This is a genomic window from Streptomyces sp. WMMB 714 (genome assembly GCF_900090125.1).
Taxonomy (GTDB): domain Bacteria; phylum Actinomycetota; class Actinomycetes; order Streptomycetales; family Streptomycetaceae; genus Streptomyces; species Streptomyces daqingensis.
Genome location: NZ_FMHJ01000005.1, coordinates 27,878 through 42,721 on the forward strand (window position 1 = coordinate 27,878; position 14,844 = coordinate 42,721).

The 14,844-nt window shown below is 72.6% G+C and carries 13 protein-coding genes and 1 riboswitch; of the genes, 3 read left to right on the forward strand and 10 right to left on the reverse strand.

The window, feature by feature from the left end; genetic code table 11:
* Positions 1-805 precede the first annotated feature (805 nt).
* Both H181DRAFT_RS29385 and H181DRAFT_RS10270 read right to left on the reverse strand, forming a co-directional pair.
* Positions 806-964, reverse strand: a complete 159-nt coding sequence (locus H181DRAFT_RS29385) for a DUF7196 family protein (RefSeq protein ID WP_175439745.1) — start codon at positions 962-964, stop codon at positions 806-808.
* 275 nt (positions 965-1,239) lie between these two features.
* The gene (locus H181DRAFT_RS10270) at positions 1,240-1,527 is read right to left on the reverse strand and encodes a DUF1360 domain-containing protein (protein WP_045864049.1); all 288 of its coding nucleotides are present in this window, start codon (positions 1,525-1,527) and stop codon (positions 1,240-1,242) included.
* Positions 1,528-1,812: 285 nt separating this feature from the next.
* Here H181DRAFT_RS10270 and H181DRAFT_RS10275 point away from each other — a divergent pair, with 285 nt between their 5' ends.
* Together H181DRAFT_RS10275 and H181DRAFT_RS10280 are read left to right on the forward strand one after the other, a co-directional pair.
* Positions 1,813-2,283 (forward strand): hypothetical protein, encoded by a 471-nt coding sequence (locus H181DRAFT_RS10275; RefSeq protein ID WP_045864050.1) that lies wholly within the window; start codon positions 1,813-1,815, stop codon positions 2,281-2,283.
* On the forward strand, positions 2,247-4,007 hold the full coding sequence (locus H181DRAFT_RS10280; RefSeq protein WP_052708542.1) for a hypothetical protein: 1,761 nt from the start codon (positions 2,247-2,249) through the stop codon (positions 4,005-4,007). Before H181DRAFT_RS10275 ends, H181DRAFT_RS10280 begins: the two co-directional genes overlap by 37 nt.
* Positions 4,008-4,088: 81 nt before the next feature.
* Here the strand turns inward: H181DRAFT_RS10280 and H181DRAFT_RS10285 are convergent, their stop codons facing one another.
* The 3 genes from H181DRAFT_RS10285 to H181DRAFT_RS10295 all read right to left on the reverse strand — a co-directional run bounded on the left by H181DRAFT_RS10285 (position 4,089) and on the right by H181DRAFT_RS10295 (position 7,142).
* Positions 4,089-5,489, reverse strand: coding sequence for a cytochrome P450 (locus H181DRAFT_RS10285; protein ID WP_074467801.1), 1,401 nt, complete (start codon positions 5,487-5,489; stop codon positions 4,089-4,091).
* 640 nt (positions 5,490-6,129) lie between these two features.
* Positions 6,130-6,900: a CbtA family protein gene (locus H181DRAFT_RS10290; protein WP_045864051.1), complete on the reverse strand. Its 771-nt coding sequence runs from the start codon at positions 6,898-6,900 to the stop codon at positions 6,130-6,132.
* Between the two features lie 17 nt (positions 6,901-6,917).
* Positions 6,918-7,142, reverse strand: coding sequence for a CbtB domain-containing protein (locus tag H181DRAFT_RS10295; RefSeq protein WP_045864052.1), 225 nt, complete (start codon positions 7,140-7,142; stop codon positions 6,918-6,920).
* Positions 7,143-7,202: 60 nt separating this feature from the next.
* Positions 7,203-7,293, reverse strand: a riboswitch (cobalamin riboswitch).
* 136 nt (positions 7,294-7,429) lie between these two features.
* Between H181DRAFT_RS10295 and H181DRAFT_RS10300 the strand changes: the two genes are divergently transcribed.
* Positions 7,430-8,008 (forward strand): histidine phosphatase family protein, encoded by a 579-nt coding sequence (locus H181DRAFT_RS10300; protein ID WP_045864053.1) that lies wholly within the window; start codon positions 7,430-7,432, stop codon positions 8,006-8,008.
* A gap of 24 nt (positions 8,009-8,032) precedes the next feature.
* Here the strand turns inward: H181DRAFT_RS10300 and H181DRAFT_RS10305 are convergent, their stop codons facing one another.
* The 5 genes from H181DRAFT_RS10305 to H181DRAFT_RS10325 form a co-directional block, all read right to left on the reverse strand.
* Positions 8,033-8,485, reverse strand: a complete 453-nt coding sequence (locus H181DRAFT_RS10305; protein WP_045864054.1) for a VOC family protein — start codon at positions 8,483-8,485, stop codon at positions 8,033-8,035.
* A gap of 142 nt (positions 8,486-8,627) precedes the next feature.
* Positions 8,628-10,514, reverse strand: coding sequence for a Na+/H+ antiporter NhaA (gene nhaA, locus H181DRAFT_RS10310; protein ID WP_045864055.1), 1,887 nt, complete (start codon positions 10,512-10,514; stop codon positions 8,628-8,630).
* A gap of 109 nt (positions 10,515-10,623) precedes the next feature.
* On the reverse strand, positions 10,624-11,151 hold the full coding sequence (locus H181DRAFT_RS10315; protein WP_045864056.1) for a TerD family protein: 528 nt from the start codon (positions 11,149-11,151) through the stop codon (positions 10,624-10,626).
* Between the two features lie 171 nt (positions 11,152-11,322).
* Entirely contained in the window at positions 11,323-14,181 is a 2,859-nt protein-coding gene (locus H181DRAFT_RS10320) for a M48 family metalloprotease (RefSeq protein ID WP_254666785.1), read from the reverse strand.
* A 56-nt stretch (positions 14,182-14,237) separates the two neighbouring features.
* Positions 14,238-14,729, reverse strand: a complete 492-nt coding sequence (locus H181DRAFT_RS10325) for a hypothetical protein (RefSeq protein WP_045864058.1) — start codon at positions 14,727-14,729, stop codon at positions 14,238-14,240.
* Positions 14,730-14,844: the final 115 nt, after the last annotated feature.

The window sequence follows — 14,844 nt, forward strand, 5'->3', positions numbered from 1 at the left end:
CTCCGGACGGTCTGATGCCTGTGCTCTTCCTCGTTCTCGCCGGGCGGAGGGGAGCAGATCAGGCGAACTCGGTTTCAGCGGAAAGCGGTTCGGGCCGACGGCCCGTTGCCGTTCACCCGGCGACATCTCAAGTAGGCGCCCGCATCGGGGTATTGAGCCATACCTGAAGCACCGATAACCCCCGTATGGCGGAGCGCGGTACGGAGCGAGGGGTGCGATTACGTAAAGGAGGCCGCACTACGGCGCACCGCTGTGGAGGGCCTGAAATTACGGGGAATCGGGCCGGATCACGTCGAGGAGGGGATGTGTTTCCGCCGCTTCCGGAGTGCGCGACGCCCGTTTCCCGGAACGTTCGCGCTCCCGTTCCTGGCGCACTCGGAACTCCGATGCGCCCGTGCTCCTCTCCCGTACCGGAAGTGTGCGCCCCCTGGCGGCCGTTGCCATGTGCAGGCAGGGGCCGCCGGGGGCGTCTTTCCGAGGGACGGTGAACTCCTCGCCGGTGGCAGGGGTTTCAGTCTCACAGGGCGCTTCGTGGCCGAGTCCGGAGAATGGAGACCTGTCCGGCGGTGTCAAGCGCGGCGGCTGAAAACAGCGGCGCATTCGCAAGTCCCGACGCGCCTGCGGAAACCGCTCGTTGTGCGCCCTGACTTCGGACGGACTGCATTCGGGTAATCGTATGGATAACGTTCACGCACGACAATGCCGGCGCGCTCCGAAGAGCGCGCCGGCATTCGGTGACCCGGTGCCGACCCGTGCGGCCTCCCGCCCCGACCCGGGCGGGAAGGCGCTGATCAGGCCGGTCGCCCTAGCGGTTGACGGTGACTATCCTTCCCGTGCCGCCCCTTCGCTGCCTGGCCGCCTCGGCCTCCTGGCGGGTGACGTAGTCACGCCCCGCACCGTTCGGCAGCAGCAGGCGGTAGACGGTGACCGTCCGGCGATTACGTCCGCCGCAGTTGCATCCCATCAGAAATTCCCTCCAGTCCGGCCGACCCGGTGCCCCGTCCCGGCTGTGTTCTCCATCGTGCTTCCGCGGCCGGTCCCCGGTGGCGTTGCTGAAAGCGCGCCGTGCGCCCGGGAGTTCGCGGCGAAGTGACGGTGTGACGGTGAACGCCGGGTGCGGGGGCCGGGGAAGGGGCTCGCCCGGGAAGGGCCGTGAATGGCCTCTCCCCGTCCTCCGGAGTTTCCCCGGTTCCTTTCCGTCCGACACCCGGAACGGTGGCGGGGAACTGGAAACCCGGCTCAGTCGAGCCAGTTGGACGCCACGCCGCTGAGATAGGACAGTGTCAGCACCATCGCCACCGCCTGGAACGCGACCGTGTTTCCCGCGAGAAAGGCGACGGGCACCACGGCGGCGGCCACCCAGACGCTCGTGCACCAGCTGCACGTGACGAGATAGGCGAACTTCGAGTCGTCGCCGAACCGTTGGGCCGTCCAGGAGCGGAATCCGGCGGCGAGCGTATCCTTCGTTATGAGTCGTGTAATACGACAAGTGATGCCCAGGGTCAGAAGAAACACCACTACGTTCATGGCATTCATCGTACGGCTGCCGCCTTATCAGAAACAGCCCGAGCAGGCTCCGATATCCACGAGCCGGGCGGGTCCGCCACAGCGGAGACGACGGCCGGACGCGGCGCGCGATGGGGTGGCGAGTCGTAGCGAGGGCCCCAGCGCGCCGCCTCCCATACGCCCAACTCGCGGCGCGGACAAGGGCTTTGCCGGGCCGTGCTTTCGGCTACCGGATCGCCTCCGCCGTCCGCCACCATTGGCGGTCACCTGCACTCACCACCTTCCGCAGCGACAGGAGCACGACCGATGACCGGCTACGTCATGGCTGCCACCGACGCCCGGGGCGAACGGATCGCGGAACGCGACCTCTCCGCGGCACCCACCCTCCGCGAGGCCGCCGCGTTCGGCCGCAGCCACCGGACGGACTACGTGTCGGTCCGTCACGGCGACGACATCACCCTCTACGGCAGGGACGCGGCCGGTGCCTGGTCGGTCCTCGTCACGGACGCGCCCGCACCCGTCGTCGTGGAACTGCGCCGCCAGCTCGACGCCATGTGCCGCCGGAGGCCGGAGCGGGGCGGCGGCGACGGGCCGGACGGGACGGGCGATCCCTTCCTCCCGCTGGACCTTCCCTCCGCCTCCGGTGGGGACGGTTACGTCCTGACCGCCGTCGGCGTCGGCGGCGAACCGTTCGGGGAGCGCTTCAGCTCCACGCCGCCCACCTCGGCGAGGCCGCCGAGGTGGGCGAGCTCCACGAGGCGGACTACGTCGTCGTGAGCCGGGACGACGCCGAGCTGGTCACGCTGTACGGGCGGGGCGCCGGGGGCTCGTGGTCGGTGGCCGCGGCCGACGTCGATGCCGGGACAGCCGAGGAGGTGTGCCTCTGGTTCGAGCTCACGCAGCACTACCGCGGCCGGTCGCCGTCCACCGCGCCCGCGGGCCGGGTCGGCCGCCCCCTCGACCACGCCCCGCCGCCCGACGGCGGGGGCATGCCGGCGGCCAGGGCCACCGCGCTCGTCGCCGAGCACGTCCGGGAGCACCGGCTCGACCACCCCGACCAAGGGCTGGCGGCGGACCGCTTCGAAGCGGGCTGGAGCGTGTACGCACCGGTGGACGTCGACGAGAGCGACCCCATGGCGTTCCTCGACATGCCGGTGGGCCGTTCGGTCTTCCTCGTGAGCGACATCGGACGGGTGAAGGAGACGTCGAGCTCGATCCCTCCCCGGGAGGCCGAGGAGCTGTTCGCCGCCGAGGAGGCGTATGTGCGCCGCCGGCCCGCGGAGGAGCGGTTCCTGGCAGAGCTCGAGGACGAGGTCGTGCGCCGTGAGGCCGAGTCCGGAGACCCGCCGCAGATCAGCTCGTTCACCGTGGAGCCGCCCTCGGAGGAAGCCGTCGCGGCCAGGGCGTCCGGGCTGCTCGGCCCGATCGCGCAGCAGCTCGCGCTGCTCGGCCCCGCGGGGTGGGACCGCTTCACCGCGGCCTTCTCCTTCACGGTCTCCCGCGAGGTCGGGCAGCTCCGCTTCTGGTCCGGGAGCCGCAGCACGGAGGTGCCGGTGCCCGAGCAGATCGCCGTCCTGGTCCGCCGGCAGCGGCACCTCGCCGCGCGGATGCCCGCCGGCCCGTGGTGGCGGCTGCTCCTCGACCTCGGCCACGAGGCCGGCGCGAACGCCCGCATCGCCACCGAGTTCGACTACGGCGACCGCCCCCTCCCCGACTGCCACCTGCTCGCACCGGAGCACTACCGCAACGACCTGGCCGCGTACCCGCGCGCCGGCACACCGGCATGGCTGGCCGAGTACGTCGCGGGCGCCGGCGGGCCCGGCACCGCGGCCCGCAGCGTGCCGCAGGCCGCTGCGGCGTCGCGCCCGTCGTCGTCGGGGCCGCCGCGGGGCCGGACGTCACCCGCGGCGGCGCCGTCACGCCCGGTTCCGTTCCTGGACACAGCGATCGGCCGGAAGCGTCTCTACGCCGATCCGCAGGTGATCACTTTCGGCAAGAGGTCGATCGCGCTCGACGAGGTGGAGTGGGTGGGATATTCGGCCACCCATACCGCCACGAAGCGCTTCCTGTGGCCGACCACCCACGAGAGCGCGCACGCCTTCCAGGTGGACAAGTACCCGTACTACGGCGGGCTCGGACGGGACGGCGTCCTCGTGAACTTCCACGCCTTCGGCCGCCGGAGCGAGCCGCCGGAGGAGTGGCTGTCCCTGGTGAACCTGTCGCGGCAGTTCCTTGAGCCGCGGCTGCTCGCGGAGCTCGTCGCGGCGGTGCGCAGGGGCGGGACCGCCACGGTCGGCGCCGGCGTGAAGGTGGACCGGGGCGGCATCGGGTGTGCCAGGCCGCGGGTCTCCTTGCCCTGGCGCGAGGTCGCCGGCACGCAGCTCCGCGGGGGCATGGTCTGCGTCTACAGGACGGGCCGCGCCGCGCCGGTGCTCACCGTGCCCCTGGGCTACCCGAACGCGGTGCTGATCCCCGACCTGATCGCTGAGTTCATGCCGTGAGACCGGGCCGCACCCGCGGTGGACGCCCCGGTGCCGGGCGGCATCGGGCCGCCCGGCACGCTACCGGCACGCCTTCGCCGGCTACGCCCCGTGCGCTCCGGGAGACGGGCACTGCGCACCGCCGGCGGCTTCCGCGCCGGGGGCGGCGTCCTCAGGCGCGGTGCCTCCGGAGGCCGGGCAGCCGCCGAGGCCGAAGGGGAGCGCCCTGACGCGGTTGTCGAAGCTGGAGGGCACGAGCTCGGGCGGCCCCGCGGCGCGCATCGCCACGGATTGGTCGAGCAGCAGGCGGAAGAGCGCCTTCAGTTCCTGCCGGGCGAGGTGGGCGCCGAGGCAGTAGTGGGGCCCTCCGCCGCCGTAGCCGAGGTGGGGGTTGGGGTCGCGGGTGATGTCGAAGGCGTCGGCGAACGGGAAGACGGCCTCGTCGCGGTTCGCGGAGGCGTAGTACAGGGCGACCATCTCGCCCTCGCGCAGGGTCCGTCCACCGACCACGTGGTCGCGCCGGAGGGTGCGCTTGAACTGGATGATGGGCGTCGAGCAGCGCACGATCTCGTCCACGGCCGAGTCGGCGTACTTCTCGAAGTCTCCGGCCCACAGGTCGCGTTGGTCCGGGTGGTCGGCGAGCAGCGAGAGGCCGTGCGAGATGGCGTTGCGGGTGGTCTCGACCCCGGCGACCATCAACAGGGTGAAGAACGCCCCGAGTTGGCGGTTGCCCAGGCACTCCCCGTCGACGTCGGCGGTGACGAGCGCGGAGATGAGGTCGTCCGTGGGGTGGCGGCGGCGCTCGCGGGCGAGTCTGGCGATCATGACGTGCATCCGGGCGAGCGCCCGCAGGCCCTTGCCGGGGACGCGGAACCTGCGGCGCGCTCCGCGTCCGACGCCGATGTCCTCGGAGGCGTCGTTGAGCTGGGCGAGGATGCGCGGCCGGTGCCGTTCGGGGATGCCCATCATGTTGCACACGACCTCGAAGGGCACGCGGGAGGCCACGGCGGTGACGAACTCGCGCGACGGGCGCCGCACCGCGTCCCGCACGACGCGCTCGGCCACGTCGTGGATGTCCCGCTCCGCCTTCGCGAGCAGGCGCGGGCTGAAGGCACGCGAGACGATCTTCCGGAGCTGCGCGTGCTCCTGGCCGTCGAGGTTGACCATGGACTGCCCGAAGAGGGCCTGCACCCAGCGTGCGGGCAGCGGCGTGGTCACTCCGGGCGCGCTCCCGAACACCGCCGGGTTCCGGCTGGCCTCCCGTACGTCCTCGTGCCTGACCAGCGCGTAGAAGCCCGGCTCGTTCCCCCTGCGCAGGGCGCCGGCGGGAGGGCTGAAGAACTCCGGCGACTCCCGGCTGCGCAGTTTGGCGAACACGGCCAGCCGCTCGTCGTGGGGGAGCTGCCAGAAGCGGGGGTCGGCCGGGTTCGCCTCGGGCGGCAGGTCCGCGGGCCGGGGGGCGGCTGGCCGTGTCCGCCAAGCTGCGGAGCCGGGGAGTTGCATGGTCGTCTCTCCTGTCGCGTGGTGACGGCCGCACCGCTCTCCCGCAGACGCGTGCGAGGGCCCGAGCCGGGGACGGCGCCGGGCGGCACCGGCGTGCCGCTGCTGCGTCCGCTTCTTGGCCGCGTCGCATGCGGAGCCCGGGCGAGGCGGGCGGTGACTGTCCGGGAGCAGCTTGGAACCGCCGGGCGCGGCCCGTGGCCCGCCACACCGCCCGTCCCCGGACGCCCCCTCCGTCGGCGCAGGGAGGGACAGGCGACCGGCCCACGCGCACCGCCGTTCGAACCGCCCGAGGGCATGTGCGACCCCTCACCGCGGATCGCCGCCCGAGGTGCGGGAGGCGCTGGAGAACGTCGTCGCCGCGGCCCGGACGCTGCGGGCCGAGACGCGGTGACGGCCGTCCGTTCATCTCCGCGCCGGGCAGGGCGGGCAGTCACGCCGCAGTGGCGGGCAGCGGGTCCTCGCCACGGGTGACGGGCCGCGCGGACGGGCCGCTCCGGAGCGGCCCGCCCGCGCGGTGACGGGTCGTCGGGGGTGAACAGGCCGCTGCCACGGGCCTCTTGACGAGGTCCGTGGCAGCGGCCGTATCCGGTTGCCCGCCGGACTTCCCGCACCGGTCGGGCGGGGGCGCGGTTCGGGCGGATCAGACCTGCGCGGCGGCCGGCGCCGCTCCGTCCCGCACGGTCTTCCGCTCGCGGGCCGGGCCCACCAGGAGCCGCTGCGCGAAGTGCGCGAACGCCAGCCCGAAGGCCGTCCACAGCACCAGTTGCACGGCGAGCGCCGAGAGGCGGAACCGCCAGAGCAGCAACGCGGGGAAGTGCTCCGGGAGTTCGCTCATCGACGGCAGGAAGGCGTACGCGCCGCCCACCGCCACCGCGAAGCCGAGCCCGGCGACGACCGTCGCGTACCAGTTGCCCAGCCGCGGGGCCAGCCGCCTGCCCGCGATCGTCGCCGCGACCGCGAGCAGCACCCCCAGCACCACCATCAGGAAGAACAGAGCGGTGCGCTTGTCGAGACTGGCCGGATCGCCCACGGAGGGCGGGTTGGCCGGGTACTTGAGGAACGGGACGAGGTAGACGCTCACGAAGGCCGCGCCCGCCAGCAGCAGCGCCGTGGCCCGCGGGCTGAAGCCGCCCACCCGTCCCAGGGCGAAGCTGAAGACGAGCGAGGCCACGCCGCCCACGGCCACGCCGTAGACGAGGACGCCGGTCGCCAGTCCGGCCGTCGACTGCACGGACCGGCTGACGACTTCCGGGCCGTGCTCGTGCCCGTGCGTGTGGGCCTCTTCGTACGCGATGGCCGCGTCGATCTGCGGTTCGCCCAGGAAATAGGCCGTGACCAGGGCGAACATGCCCGCGATGAGACCCGCGAGCATGCCCCTCACGAGGAGTGCCCGCACTGTCGAGGAGTTCACGGTGTGCTTCCTCCCCGTCAGTGGCAGGGGAAGCCGAGCAGGTGGCGTCCGTCGTGGACCCACTCGTGCACGCCCGTCCCGGCGAAGACAGACGTCGCACCCTGCTCCGCGCCGACGAAGTACAGCGCGATCAGGGTCAGAAGACCGAAGAGGACCGCCCACGGGAGGATCGCCTTGACCGGCAGCGGGGCCGGGACAGCGGCGGGGGCGCCGGTGGACGGCGGGGCGATGGACTGTGCCATGACATGACCTCCTGATGGGAACTCGCGTCCCTGTTGGTGGAGCCCGTGACGGCACAGCGGGTCTGACTCGTCCCGCCCGTACTCTGCGCGCGGCAGTGAACGGGGAGGGGGCATACAGTGGCGCGACCGCGCCGGATTCCCACCGGCTTCCGCCCTGCCGTCGTCTATACCTGCGGAAGGTACCGCGCGGGGACCTGCCCGGCCAAGGCCGCACCCGGTCCCCGAGGCCGTCCCGCGTGTTCAACTGCCTTCCGGGAAGCCCCAGTTCAGCCCGGGGAGAGGAAGAGATGACCTGCCGAGTGACTTTGATCTCGCCCGCCCGCAACGAGGCGTCGGACGACGTGCGCTTCGACGGGGGAAGCGGGCTCACAGCCGCCGGACTGCGGGCGGCGTCCGCGGCGGCCGGGACGCTCCCGGCGGCACCGCCGGTACGCCACTTCGCCTCCCCTGCGCCGCGCTGCGAGCAGACGGCGGAAGCGCTGGGCCTGCCCGCGGTACCGGCGCCGCGGGCCGCCGGATGCGCCATGGGCCGGTGGCGGGGGAGGACGCTGGAAGAGGTCGCGGCAGCTGAACCCGAGGGTGTGCGCCGCTGGCTGTCCGATCCGGAGAGCGCGCCCCACGGAGGCGAATCCGTACGGGAGTTGTGCGGCAGGGTCGAGGGCTGGCTGACGGAGCTCGCCGCGCGGCCGGGCAGGGTGGTGGCGGTGGTGGAGCCCGACGTCGTACGCGCGGCCGTCGTCCTCGCACTCGGCGCGCCGGCCCGGAGCCTGTGGCGGGTGGACGTGGAACCGCTGACCGCGACGGAGTTCAGCGCGGCAGCCGGACGCTGGAACGTCCGCCCGGGAACGCGGCTCGGCCGGGTCTGAGCGCCGGTACCGGGCTCTCCTCTGTCATTCCCGCCCGGCGGGAGGGTCGGCGAGGATCCCTTCCAGAAGGCCCGTGGACTGTCCCACCTCGATGAGATAGCCGTCGGGATCGCGTACGTAGCAACGCAGTTCGGCTTTGCGGTCGACGGGCGCCGTGAGGAACTCGGCGCCCTTGGCGCTCCATTCGCGGTAGCACTCGTGGATGTCGGCCACGCGGATGTTGAGGAAGCCGGACGTGGTGCCGGTGTCCTCCGGGGGCCGGAGCGTCACTCCGGGTTTGTCGGGGGTGGGGCCGCCGCCGGGGTTCATGATGATCCAGCCGTTGGCGAGCCTCACGATGCAGGGGTTCTCCTCCAGGACCACCTCGCCCCCGAGGACGTCCGTGTAGAAGCTCCGGGAGCGTGCGACGTCACGCACGGTCAGGAAGTGGGTCAGAAGCATGCCCGTCTCAGGAGCGGGCAGGTCGTCTCGGTTCATGGCCTCTCTCCGCCTGGCCGGGTGACTGCTGGGGCCCGTGCGGACGGCTCGCGTGCGGGGCGGGTGCGCACCGCGCGTGCTGCCTGCGGGCTGTTTCCGCAGCGTACGGACGCAGTCGCGGGCACCGACGCAGGAACACGCGTCACGACCCCATGTGCGCCCGGATCCGCGCCGCCTTCACGGCCCTGTACAGGCTGTCCATGTCGTAACCGCCCTGGTGGCGGCGGCCGTTGATGAAGAACGTCGGCGTGCCGGAGACACCGCTCTCGTCGGCGGAGTCGAGGTCCTGCACGATGCGGTCCTGGCCGATGCGTTCGCGCAGGTCCTCGCGGAAGCGCTCCGCGTCGAGCCCGAGCGCCTGGGCCTGCCGCACCAGGTCCGGCACGCTCAGCTGCTCCTGATGCGACAGCAGCCACTCGTGCATCTCCCAGAACGCGCCCTGCGCGGCGGCGGCTTCGGCGGCTTCGGCGCCGAGCTGCGCGTTGGGGTGCACGTCCGTCAGCGGCAGATGGCGCCACACGTGGCGGACGTCCTCGTGGCTGCCGAGCAGCTCGCGGACGACGGGGTCCGCGCCGCTGCAGTAGGGGCACTCGTAGTCGCCGTACTCGAGGATCGTCACGACGGCCTCCTCGGCTCCCCGCACGTGGTCGCGGTCCCCGTCGACGACGGAGGCGAGGTCGACGACCGGGTCGGACAGGCCCAGCAGCGCACGGCCCCGGAGCCGGTGCGGCAGCAGGGCGGTCGCCCTCGACAGCCCCCACGTGAGCGCGGACGCGCACAGCGCCGCACTGAGCACGCCGATCTTCGCCTCCTCCAGCTCCGTGCCGTGGAAGGCGAGTCCGGCGATCAGCAGCGAGACGGTGAAGCCGATGCCGGCGATGGTGCCGCCGCCCGCCGCGGCGGCCCACCCCACCGGCGGCCGCAGCCTGCCGCGGCTGAGGCGTGTCACGAGCCACGAGACGCCGACGATGCCCACGGGCTTGCCCAGGACGAAGCCGCAGAGGATGCCGTAGGTGACCGGCGAGGTGAAGGCCCGGGTCAGGAGCTCCCCCGTCAGCGGGACCCCCACGTTGGCGAGGGCGAACAGCGGCACGATCACGTAACTCGTCCAGGGGTGGAAGAGCTCCTGCAGCCGCTCGTTGGGCGAGATCGCCGACGTCAGCCCCACCCGCGCCGTACGGGCCAGTTCGCCGGTGGGCTGCTCGCGGAAGAGCCGGAAGAGGCCGCTGGCCCGCTCCAGGTCGCCGCGGGACGCCGGGTAGGCGTACGTGAGCAGCCCCAGCGCCAGACCCGTGGTGACCGGGTCCACCCCGGATTCGAGCATCGCGACCCACAGCGCGGCCCCCAGCACCGCGTACACGACACCGGAGGTCACTCCGGCGGTGCGGACGAGCAGCACCGCGGCGAAGATGCCGGCCGCCGTCAGCAGCGGGCCCCGGGCCACCTCTTCGCTGTAGACGAGGGCGATGACCAGCAGGGCGATGACGTCGTCGACGACGGTGAACGTGAGCATGAAGGCCCGCAGCCGCCTCGGGAAGCGCGGCCCTACGAGGGCGAGCATGCCCAGCGCGAAGGCCGTGTCCGTCGACATGGCGGTGCCCCACCCCTGCGCGGTGGGATGCCCCGCGTTGAACGCCAGGTAGATCCCGACGGGCACGGCCATGCCGCCGACGCCGGCGAGGACGGGCAGGGCGACGCGGTGACGCTCCCGCAGGTCGCCCATGTCGAACTCGCGGCGCGCCTCCAGCCCGACCACGAAGAAGAAGAACGTCATGAGGCCGCTGTTGACCCACCCGTGCAGGTCGAGCGAGATCCGGGCGTCGGAGACCCCGACGAACAGCCGCGTCGCCCATACGCGCTCGTACGACCCGGAGTCGAGGTTCGCCCAGACGAGTGCCGCCAGCGTCGCGGCCAGCAGCATCGCGGCGCTGCCGGTCTCGGTGCGCAGGAAGCGGCGCAGGGGCCGCTGGAGGGCCGCCCAGCGGCTGCGCTCGGTCTGCTGGGTGCCGGGCCCCCGGGACTCGTTCATCCGGCAAGTCTGCCCGGGGGCGTCGGGGCGGCCCAGCACCTCGGACGTGCGTCGTGCCTGGTGCGGGCGGTGCGCGGCGAGGTCCCGGCGCGGCGCTGCCGGCAGTGGGTCAGGCGGGCTTCTTCCCCATCAGAGCGGCGAACTCGTCCGGCTCGGCGTCGAATCCGCGGACGCCCGCCCGCAGTTCCCACTCCCCGGACTCGCCGCGGACGAACTCCGCGACGGTCGCCGCCGTGGCACCGGCGACGCCCCCGAAGTCGTCGTCCGCCAGCTGCGTGTAGCCCTCGGTGACGGCGACGGCGGTGTTGGCCACGTCCCCGAACGTCATCCGCCCGCCGCTCTGCTGGATGACGACGCCCACGACGACCCGTGCGTAGGAGGAGGCCAGCCGCTCCAGTTCGAGCGTCATGGCCTCGTCGGGGCCGAAGCCCTGCCCGGTGCGGCTGTCCCTGTTGAGGGTGATCGTGCCGTCGGGTGAGCGGGTGTCGAAGGTGACGAGGTAGGCGGGCTTTCCGTACGGGTCGTCAGCCGTGTACGTGGCGGCCACGAGGTCGAGATCGTGCACCGGTGCACCTATGGGACTGGGGTCCCACTTCAGAGCCACCCCGACCTTTCCGAGTCCCTTGCTGATGCTCACAAACGTCCCTTCCTCCGTGCGGATGTGGGCGGAAGCGACCGCGCTCACATGCTCAACTGTACTGGCGGAGGGCACAGTTGAAACGCGGTCACGGGAGGTCCGGCGGACGCACCGTGAGACCGGGGACAGCGGCGGAGGCCGGGGCGGCGAGCGGGACGCCCGAGCCGCGGCTCAGTCGTCCGTCCTCCCGCGGTGGTCCGTCTTGGAACCGGCCTCGATCGTGATCTTCTTGAAGGCAGCCGTGACGTCGCGTACGCCCCTGACGACCTCATGGAGGGAGTCGGTGAAGTCGCCCTCCCGCTCCTTCACCGGCGCCTTGGGCAGGCCCTTGGGCGGGATCATCGCCTCCTGGCACTTCCGGGCCGCGGTCCGCACCCGGCTCAGGGCGGCCGACCATTCGCGCTGGAGTTCCTTGTCCGGAAGGGCGAAGTAGTCCAGGGTCCGGTCGGTCTGCTTCCGCACGTCGCCGCAGAGCCTGTGGAAGTCCTTCTCCTCGATCAGGACCTTCTTCTTCCCCGCACCCCGGGTGCGCGTCCTCTCGATCTCGGCGTACAGCGACGTCACCGCGGTGTCGAACCGCCGCACGCGCTTGATCCCGCCCTTGTGCAGCCATGAGTACATCTGCCGCTGCTGGATCGCCGGGTCCACCGCGGGTGTCTCCCGCTCCGGCTTCCGGTCGTCCGGACCGGTTGCCTCCTTCTCCCGGCCGGGAGGACTGCCGGGGCTTCCGTCCGCCCCGGCCAGTTCCCGGGCGACGTTGCTCGTGTAGTCCGACGGCCTCGGTTGCGTGCCGGCGACGACGCTGAGGAAGACGGCCGGCACGCAGAGCGCGAGCACCACCCCCGCCTTCAGGGCCGCCACCCGCCGGTGGGCCGCGGCGGCGGGTGCGGGCAGCGGCGCGACGACCGCCCCCGGACGAGCACGCCACCGCCGGAGGAGCCACGCTGCGCCCGCTCCGAGGAGCGCGGCACAGGCCGCACCGAGCACGGCGTTGGTGAAGGTGAGGCGGATGACCGGGTAGGCGGCGGTCGCGCCGTTGCGGAGATGCCAGTGGCAGGTGTCGGAGACCGCGTTCGCCGGTCCCAGGCAGCCGTCGGCGGCGAAGGAGAGGAACACGGCCCCGTACACGAACACTTGCACCACCTGCGCGGCGACGAGAGCCCTGAGCATCCAGTGCCTGCGCGAGAAGGCCGCCACGAGCGCGCCCGCCGCCATGCAGACGACCATCACCGTCACGATCAGCCACCACAGGTGGACGATCAGGAAGGCACCCGTCCGCTCTTGCACGTCCGCCGGCCGCGGCGTCGCCAGCGCGTACCTCACCGCGACCACGACCACCCAGGACACGAGCCCGCCCGCGAGGCCGGCGGCGAGCGTCCGCCGTACCTCCGGACGGGCTTCCGCGCGTTGCAGCAGGAGCAGCACCAGCGGTGTGAGCCACAGCAGTACGGCGGCCACGCTGACGAGAAGCTGCGCGTGCAGCGGCGTCAGGACGGACATGCCCGCGGAGAGGGCCGCCAGGTCCGAGGCGTAGGGCTGCCAGTCCCCGTGGACCGACAGGGTGTAGGCCCTGGCGAACGCCCCCGCCGGGTCGCCGACCCCCATGGTGATGCGCTCTCCTCCGAGCCGCCACCACAGCAGTCCGCTCAACAGCGTCGTGGCGGCGACGAGCGCGCAGACCACGAGCGCCACCCGGCGTCTCCGTCCGCGCAGGCCGGCGAGCAACCGCAGGATCTGCGTCCACCACACCATCGGCACGGTCGCGACGAGCAGGAAGACCAGCAGGTACTGGGGGTTCGAGGGCAGCAGGTCGACCCGGTACCGGCCGCTCACCGCGAACTGCCCGACCAGCAGCCCCAGTCCGAGCCACAGACCGGCGAGCACGCCGGACCCGGCGATCCTGTCGAGCTTGCTCGCGGCACGCGTCGCCTGGACGCCCAGGACGGAGCAGAGCGCCAGCGTCACCAGACCGTCCGAGATCCACAGGACGGTCTGCCCGCGCGGCATGAAGGGGAGGACCGATACCGCCCCGTGCAGCAGCGAGGCCGACGCACCGGTCAGGAACATCTCCAGCGGGGCGAGCCGGTCGAGACGGCCGGGATCCGCGAGGACCCTCCTGCGCTGCTCCCAGCCGGGATGGGTCCGCAGCAGTGCGGTGAACCGGCGCCAGGACGGCAGCACGCCGCCAACCGGTTCCGGACGCTGCCAGCCGGCCAGATCCGCGCCCCATGCCACCGCTCGCAGATCGGCGTGGAACTCGCGCTTGCGCAGCAGGTCGGCCCGCGCCAGATGCACCAGCCCGACGAGGAGCAGGGCGACGAGGACGAAGCCCACCATCGAGGGCGCGGCGGGGAACCACGGGGAGTCCGTGTGGAGGGCGAGGAGGGCGAGGGCGTAGCCGTACTGGGCGAGGTGCGGCAGCAGCGCGGTGACGACGAACACCCGCCAGAGCGCCGTACTTGCGGAGGCATAGTCGACGTCGCGGTGGCGCACGTGCGCGAGTTCGTGCAGGACGACGGCGCGGAACCCCGCGGGATCGATGCCGCGCCGCACCAGCAGCCCGGCGTGCAGGTGCACGCTGTAGCGGCCGGAGCGCCCGTGAACGTAGGCGCCGCTGGTCGTTCGGGCCAGGTCGACGTGGAAGCTCAGCTCCGGGCCGAGCCCGGCGTGGGTGCGCAGCAGGGCCAGCTCCGTGGCCAGCGAGCCGTCGGCGTCGACGGTCTCGACAGGCGCCGACCTGCGCCGCAGGTCACGCAGTTTCGGCTGGTACCAGTACACGGCTCCCGCGACAGCGAGCATCACCGCTGTCGCGATGACGCCGGAGTAGGACGTGGACTGCTCGTCGAGGCACTTCCCCAGCAGGTCCATGCGGCGCATCGCTCGGAGGGCGTTGTCGCTGTCGCTGGCCGCCGGGTCGAACCCCGCCGCGAACAGACAGTCGATCACCCCTTGTCCGGACGTGTTGTCCATGGTCAGGACAGTGAACGTGATCTCGAACAGCGGGACGCTCGACAGCGTGACGAGCACCATCAGGAGCACGAATCGGGGCCCGGTGCCGGTCGCGCTCCGTAACGCGGCCGGCGGCCTCACGAGCGGTCGTCAGGCGTCTCGGACGGCCCGCCGGGCGTCGCTGCGGCCGTCGCGATCCTGGCCACGACGCTGTCCGCGAGTGCCTCGGCGTCCGCGCGCCCGATACCGCGCTCCGTCGCCCGCTCCACGATCTGGGTCCTGACGAGGGCGAGTTCGCCGGGTTCCAGCTCGATCACGACCGGTTCCGCCGGGGCCGGGCCCCGCCGGAGCAGCCTTCGCGCCCCCGAGCGGAGCCGTTCCAGCAGGCTCTCCGTGGCCGTGTCCACGCCGCGCCGCGCCGCCTGGTCGAGGACGAGCCAGACCACAGGGGTGATCAGCCCGGCGACCTCGGCGTAGCCGAAGCCGAGCGGCTCCCGCCTCCGCCGCCGGGAGGCGAGGGCACGGACGGCCCCGGCGTCGTCCAGCTCGTGGAGGCTGTCGACCAGCGGCAGTTCGTGCGCCGCCTGCTCCGCCACCACTTCTCGCACCACATCGCGTACGTACACCATCGGCAACCCCCCGCTTCCAGCACGTGAGCTGAGAGTACGTCAGGGCCTGAACGGGGGCGAGCCGGAGCCGTCAGCGAGGGGCCGGCACCCGTGGAAACCGGTCACCGGTCACCGG

Excerpts from the sequence above, each read along its gene's own strand:
- H181DRAFT_RS29385 (WP_175439745.1), bottom strand. The coding sequence starts at position 964 with ATGGGATGCAACTGCGGCGGACGTAATCGCCGGACGGTCACCGTCTAC.
- H181DRAFT_RS10270 (WP_045864049.1), bottom strand. The coding sequence starts at position 1,527 with ATGAACGTAGTGGTGTTTCTTCTGACCCTGGGCATCACTTGTCGTATT.
- H181DRAFT_RS10275 (WP_045864050.1), top strand. The coding sequence starts at position 1,813 with ATGACCGGCTACGTCATGGCTGCCACCGACGCCCGGGGCGAACGGATC.
- H181DRAFT_RS10285 (WP_074467801.1), bottom strand. The coding sequence starts at position 5,489 with ATGCAACTCCCCGGCTCCGCAGCTTGGCGGACACGGCCAGCCGCCCCC.
- H181DRAFT_RS10295 (WP_045864052.1), bottom strand. The coding sequence starts at position 7,142 with ATGGCACAGTCCATCGCCCCGCCGTCCACCGGCGCCCCCGCCGCTGTC.
- H181DRAFT_RS10300 (WP_045864053.1), top strand. The coding sequence starts at position 7,430 with ATGACCTGCCGAGTGACTTTGATCTCGCCCGCCCGCAACGAGGCGTCG.
- H181DRAFT_RS10305 (WP_045864054.1), bottom strand. The coding sequence starts at position 8,485 with ATGAACCGAGACGACCTGCCCGCTCCTGAGACGGGCATGCTTCTGACC.
- nhaA (WP_045864055.1), bottom strand. The coding sequence starts at position 10,514 with ATGAACGAGTCCCGGGGGCCCGGCACCCAGCAGACCGAGCGCAGCCGC.
- H181DRAFT_RS10320 (WP_254666785.1), bottom strand. The coding sequence starts at position 14,181 with ATGGTGCTCGTCACGCTGTCGAGCGTCCCGCTGTTCGAGATCACGTTC.
- H181DRAFT_RS10325 (WP_045864058.1), bottom strand. The coding sequence starts at position 14,729 with ATGGTGTACGTACGCGATGTGGTGCGAGAAGTGGTGGCGGAGCAGGCG.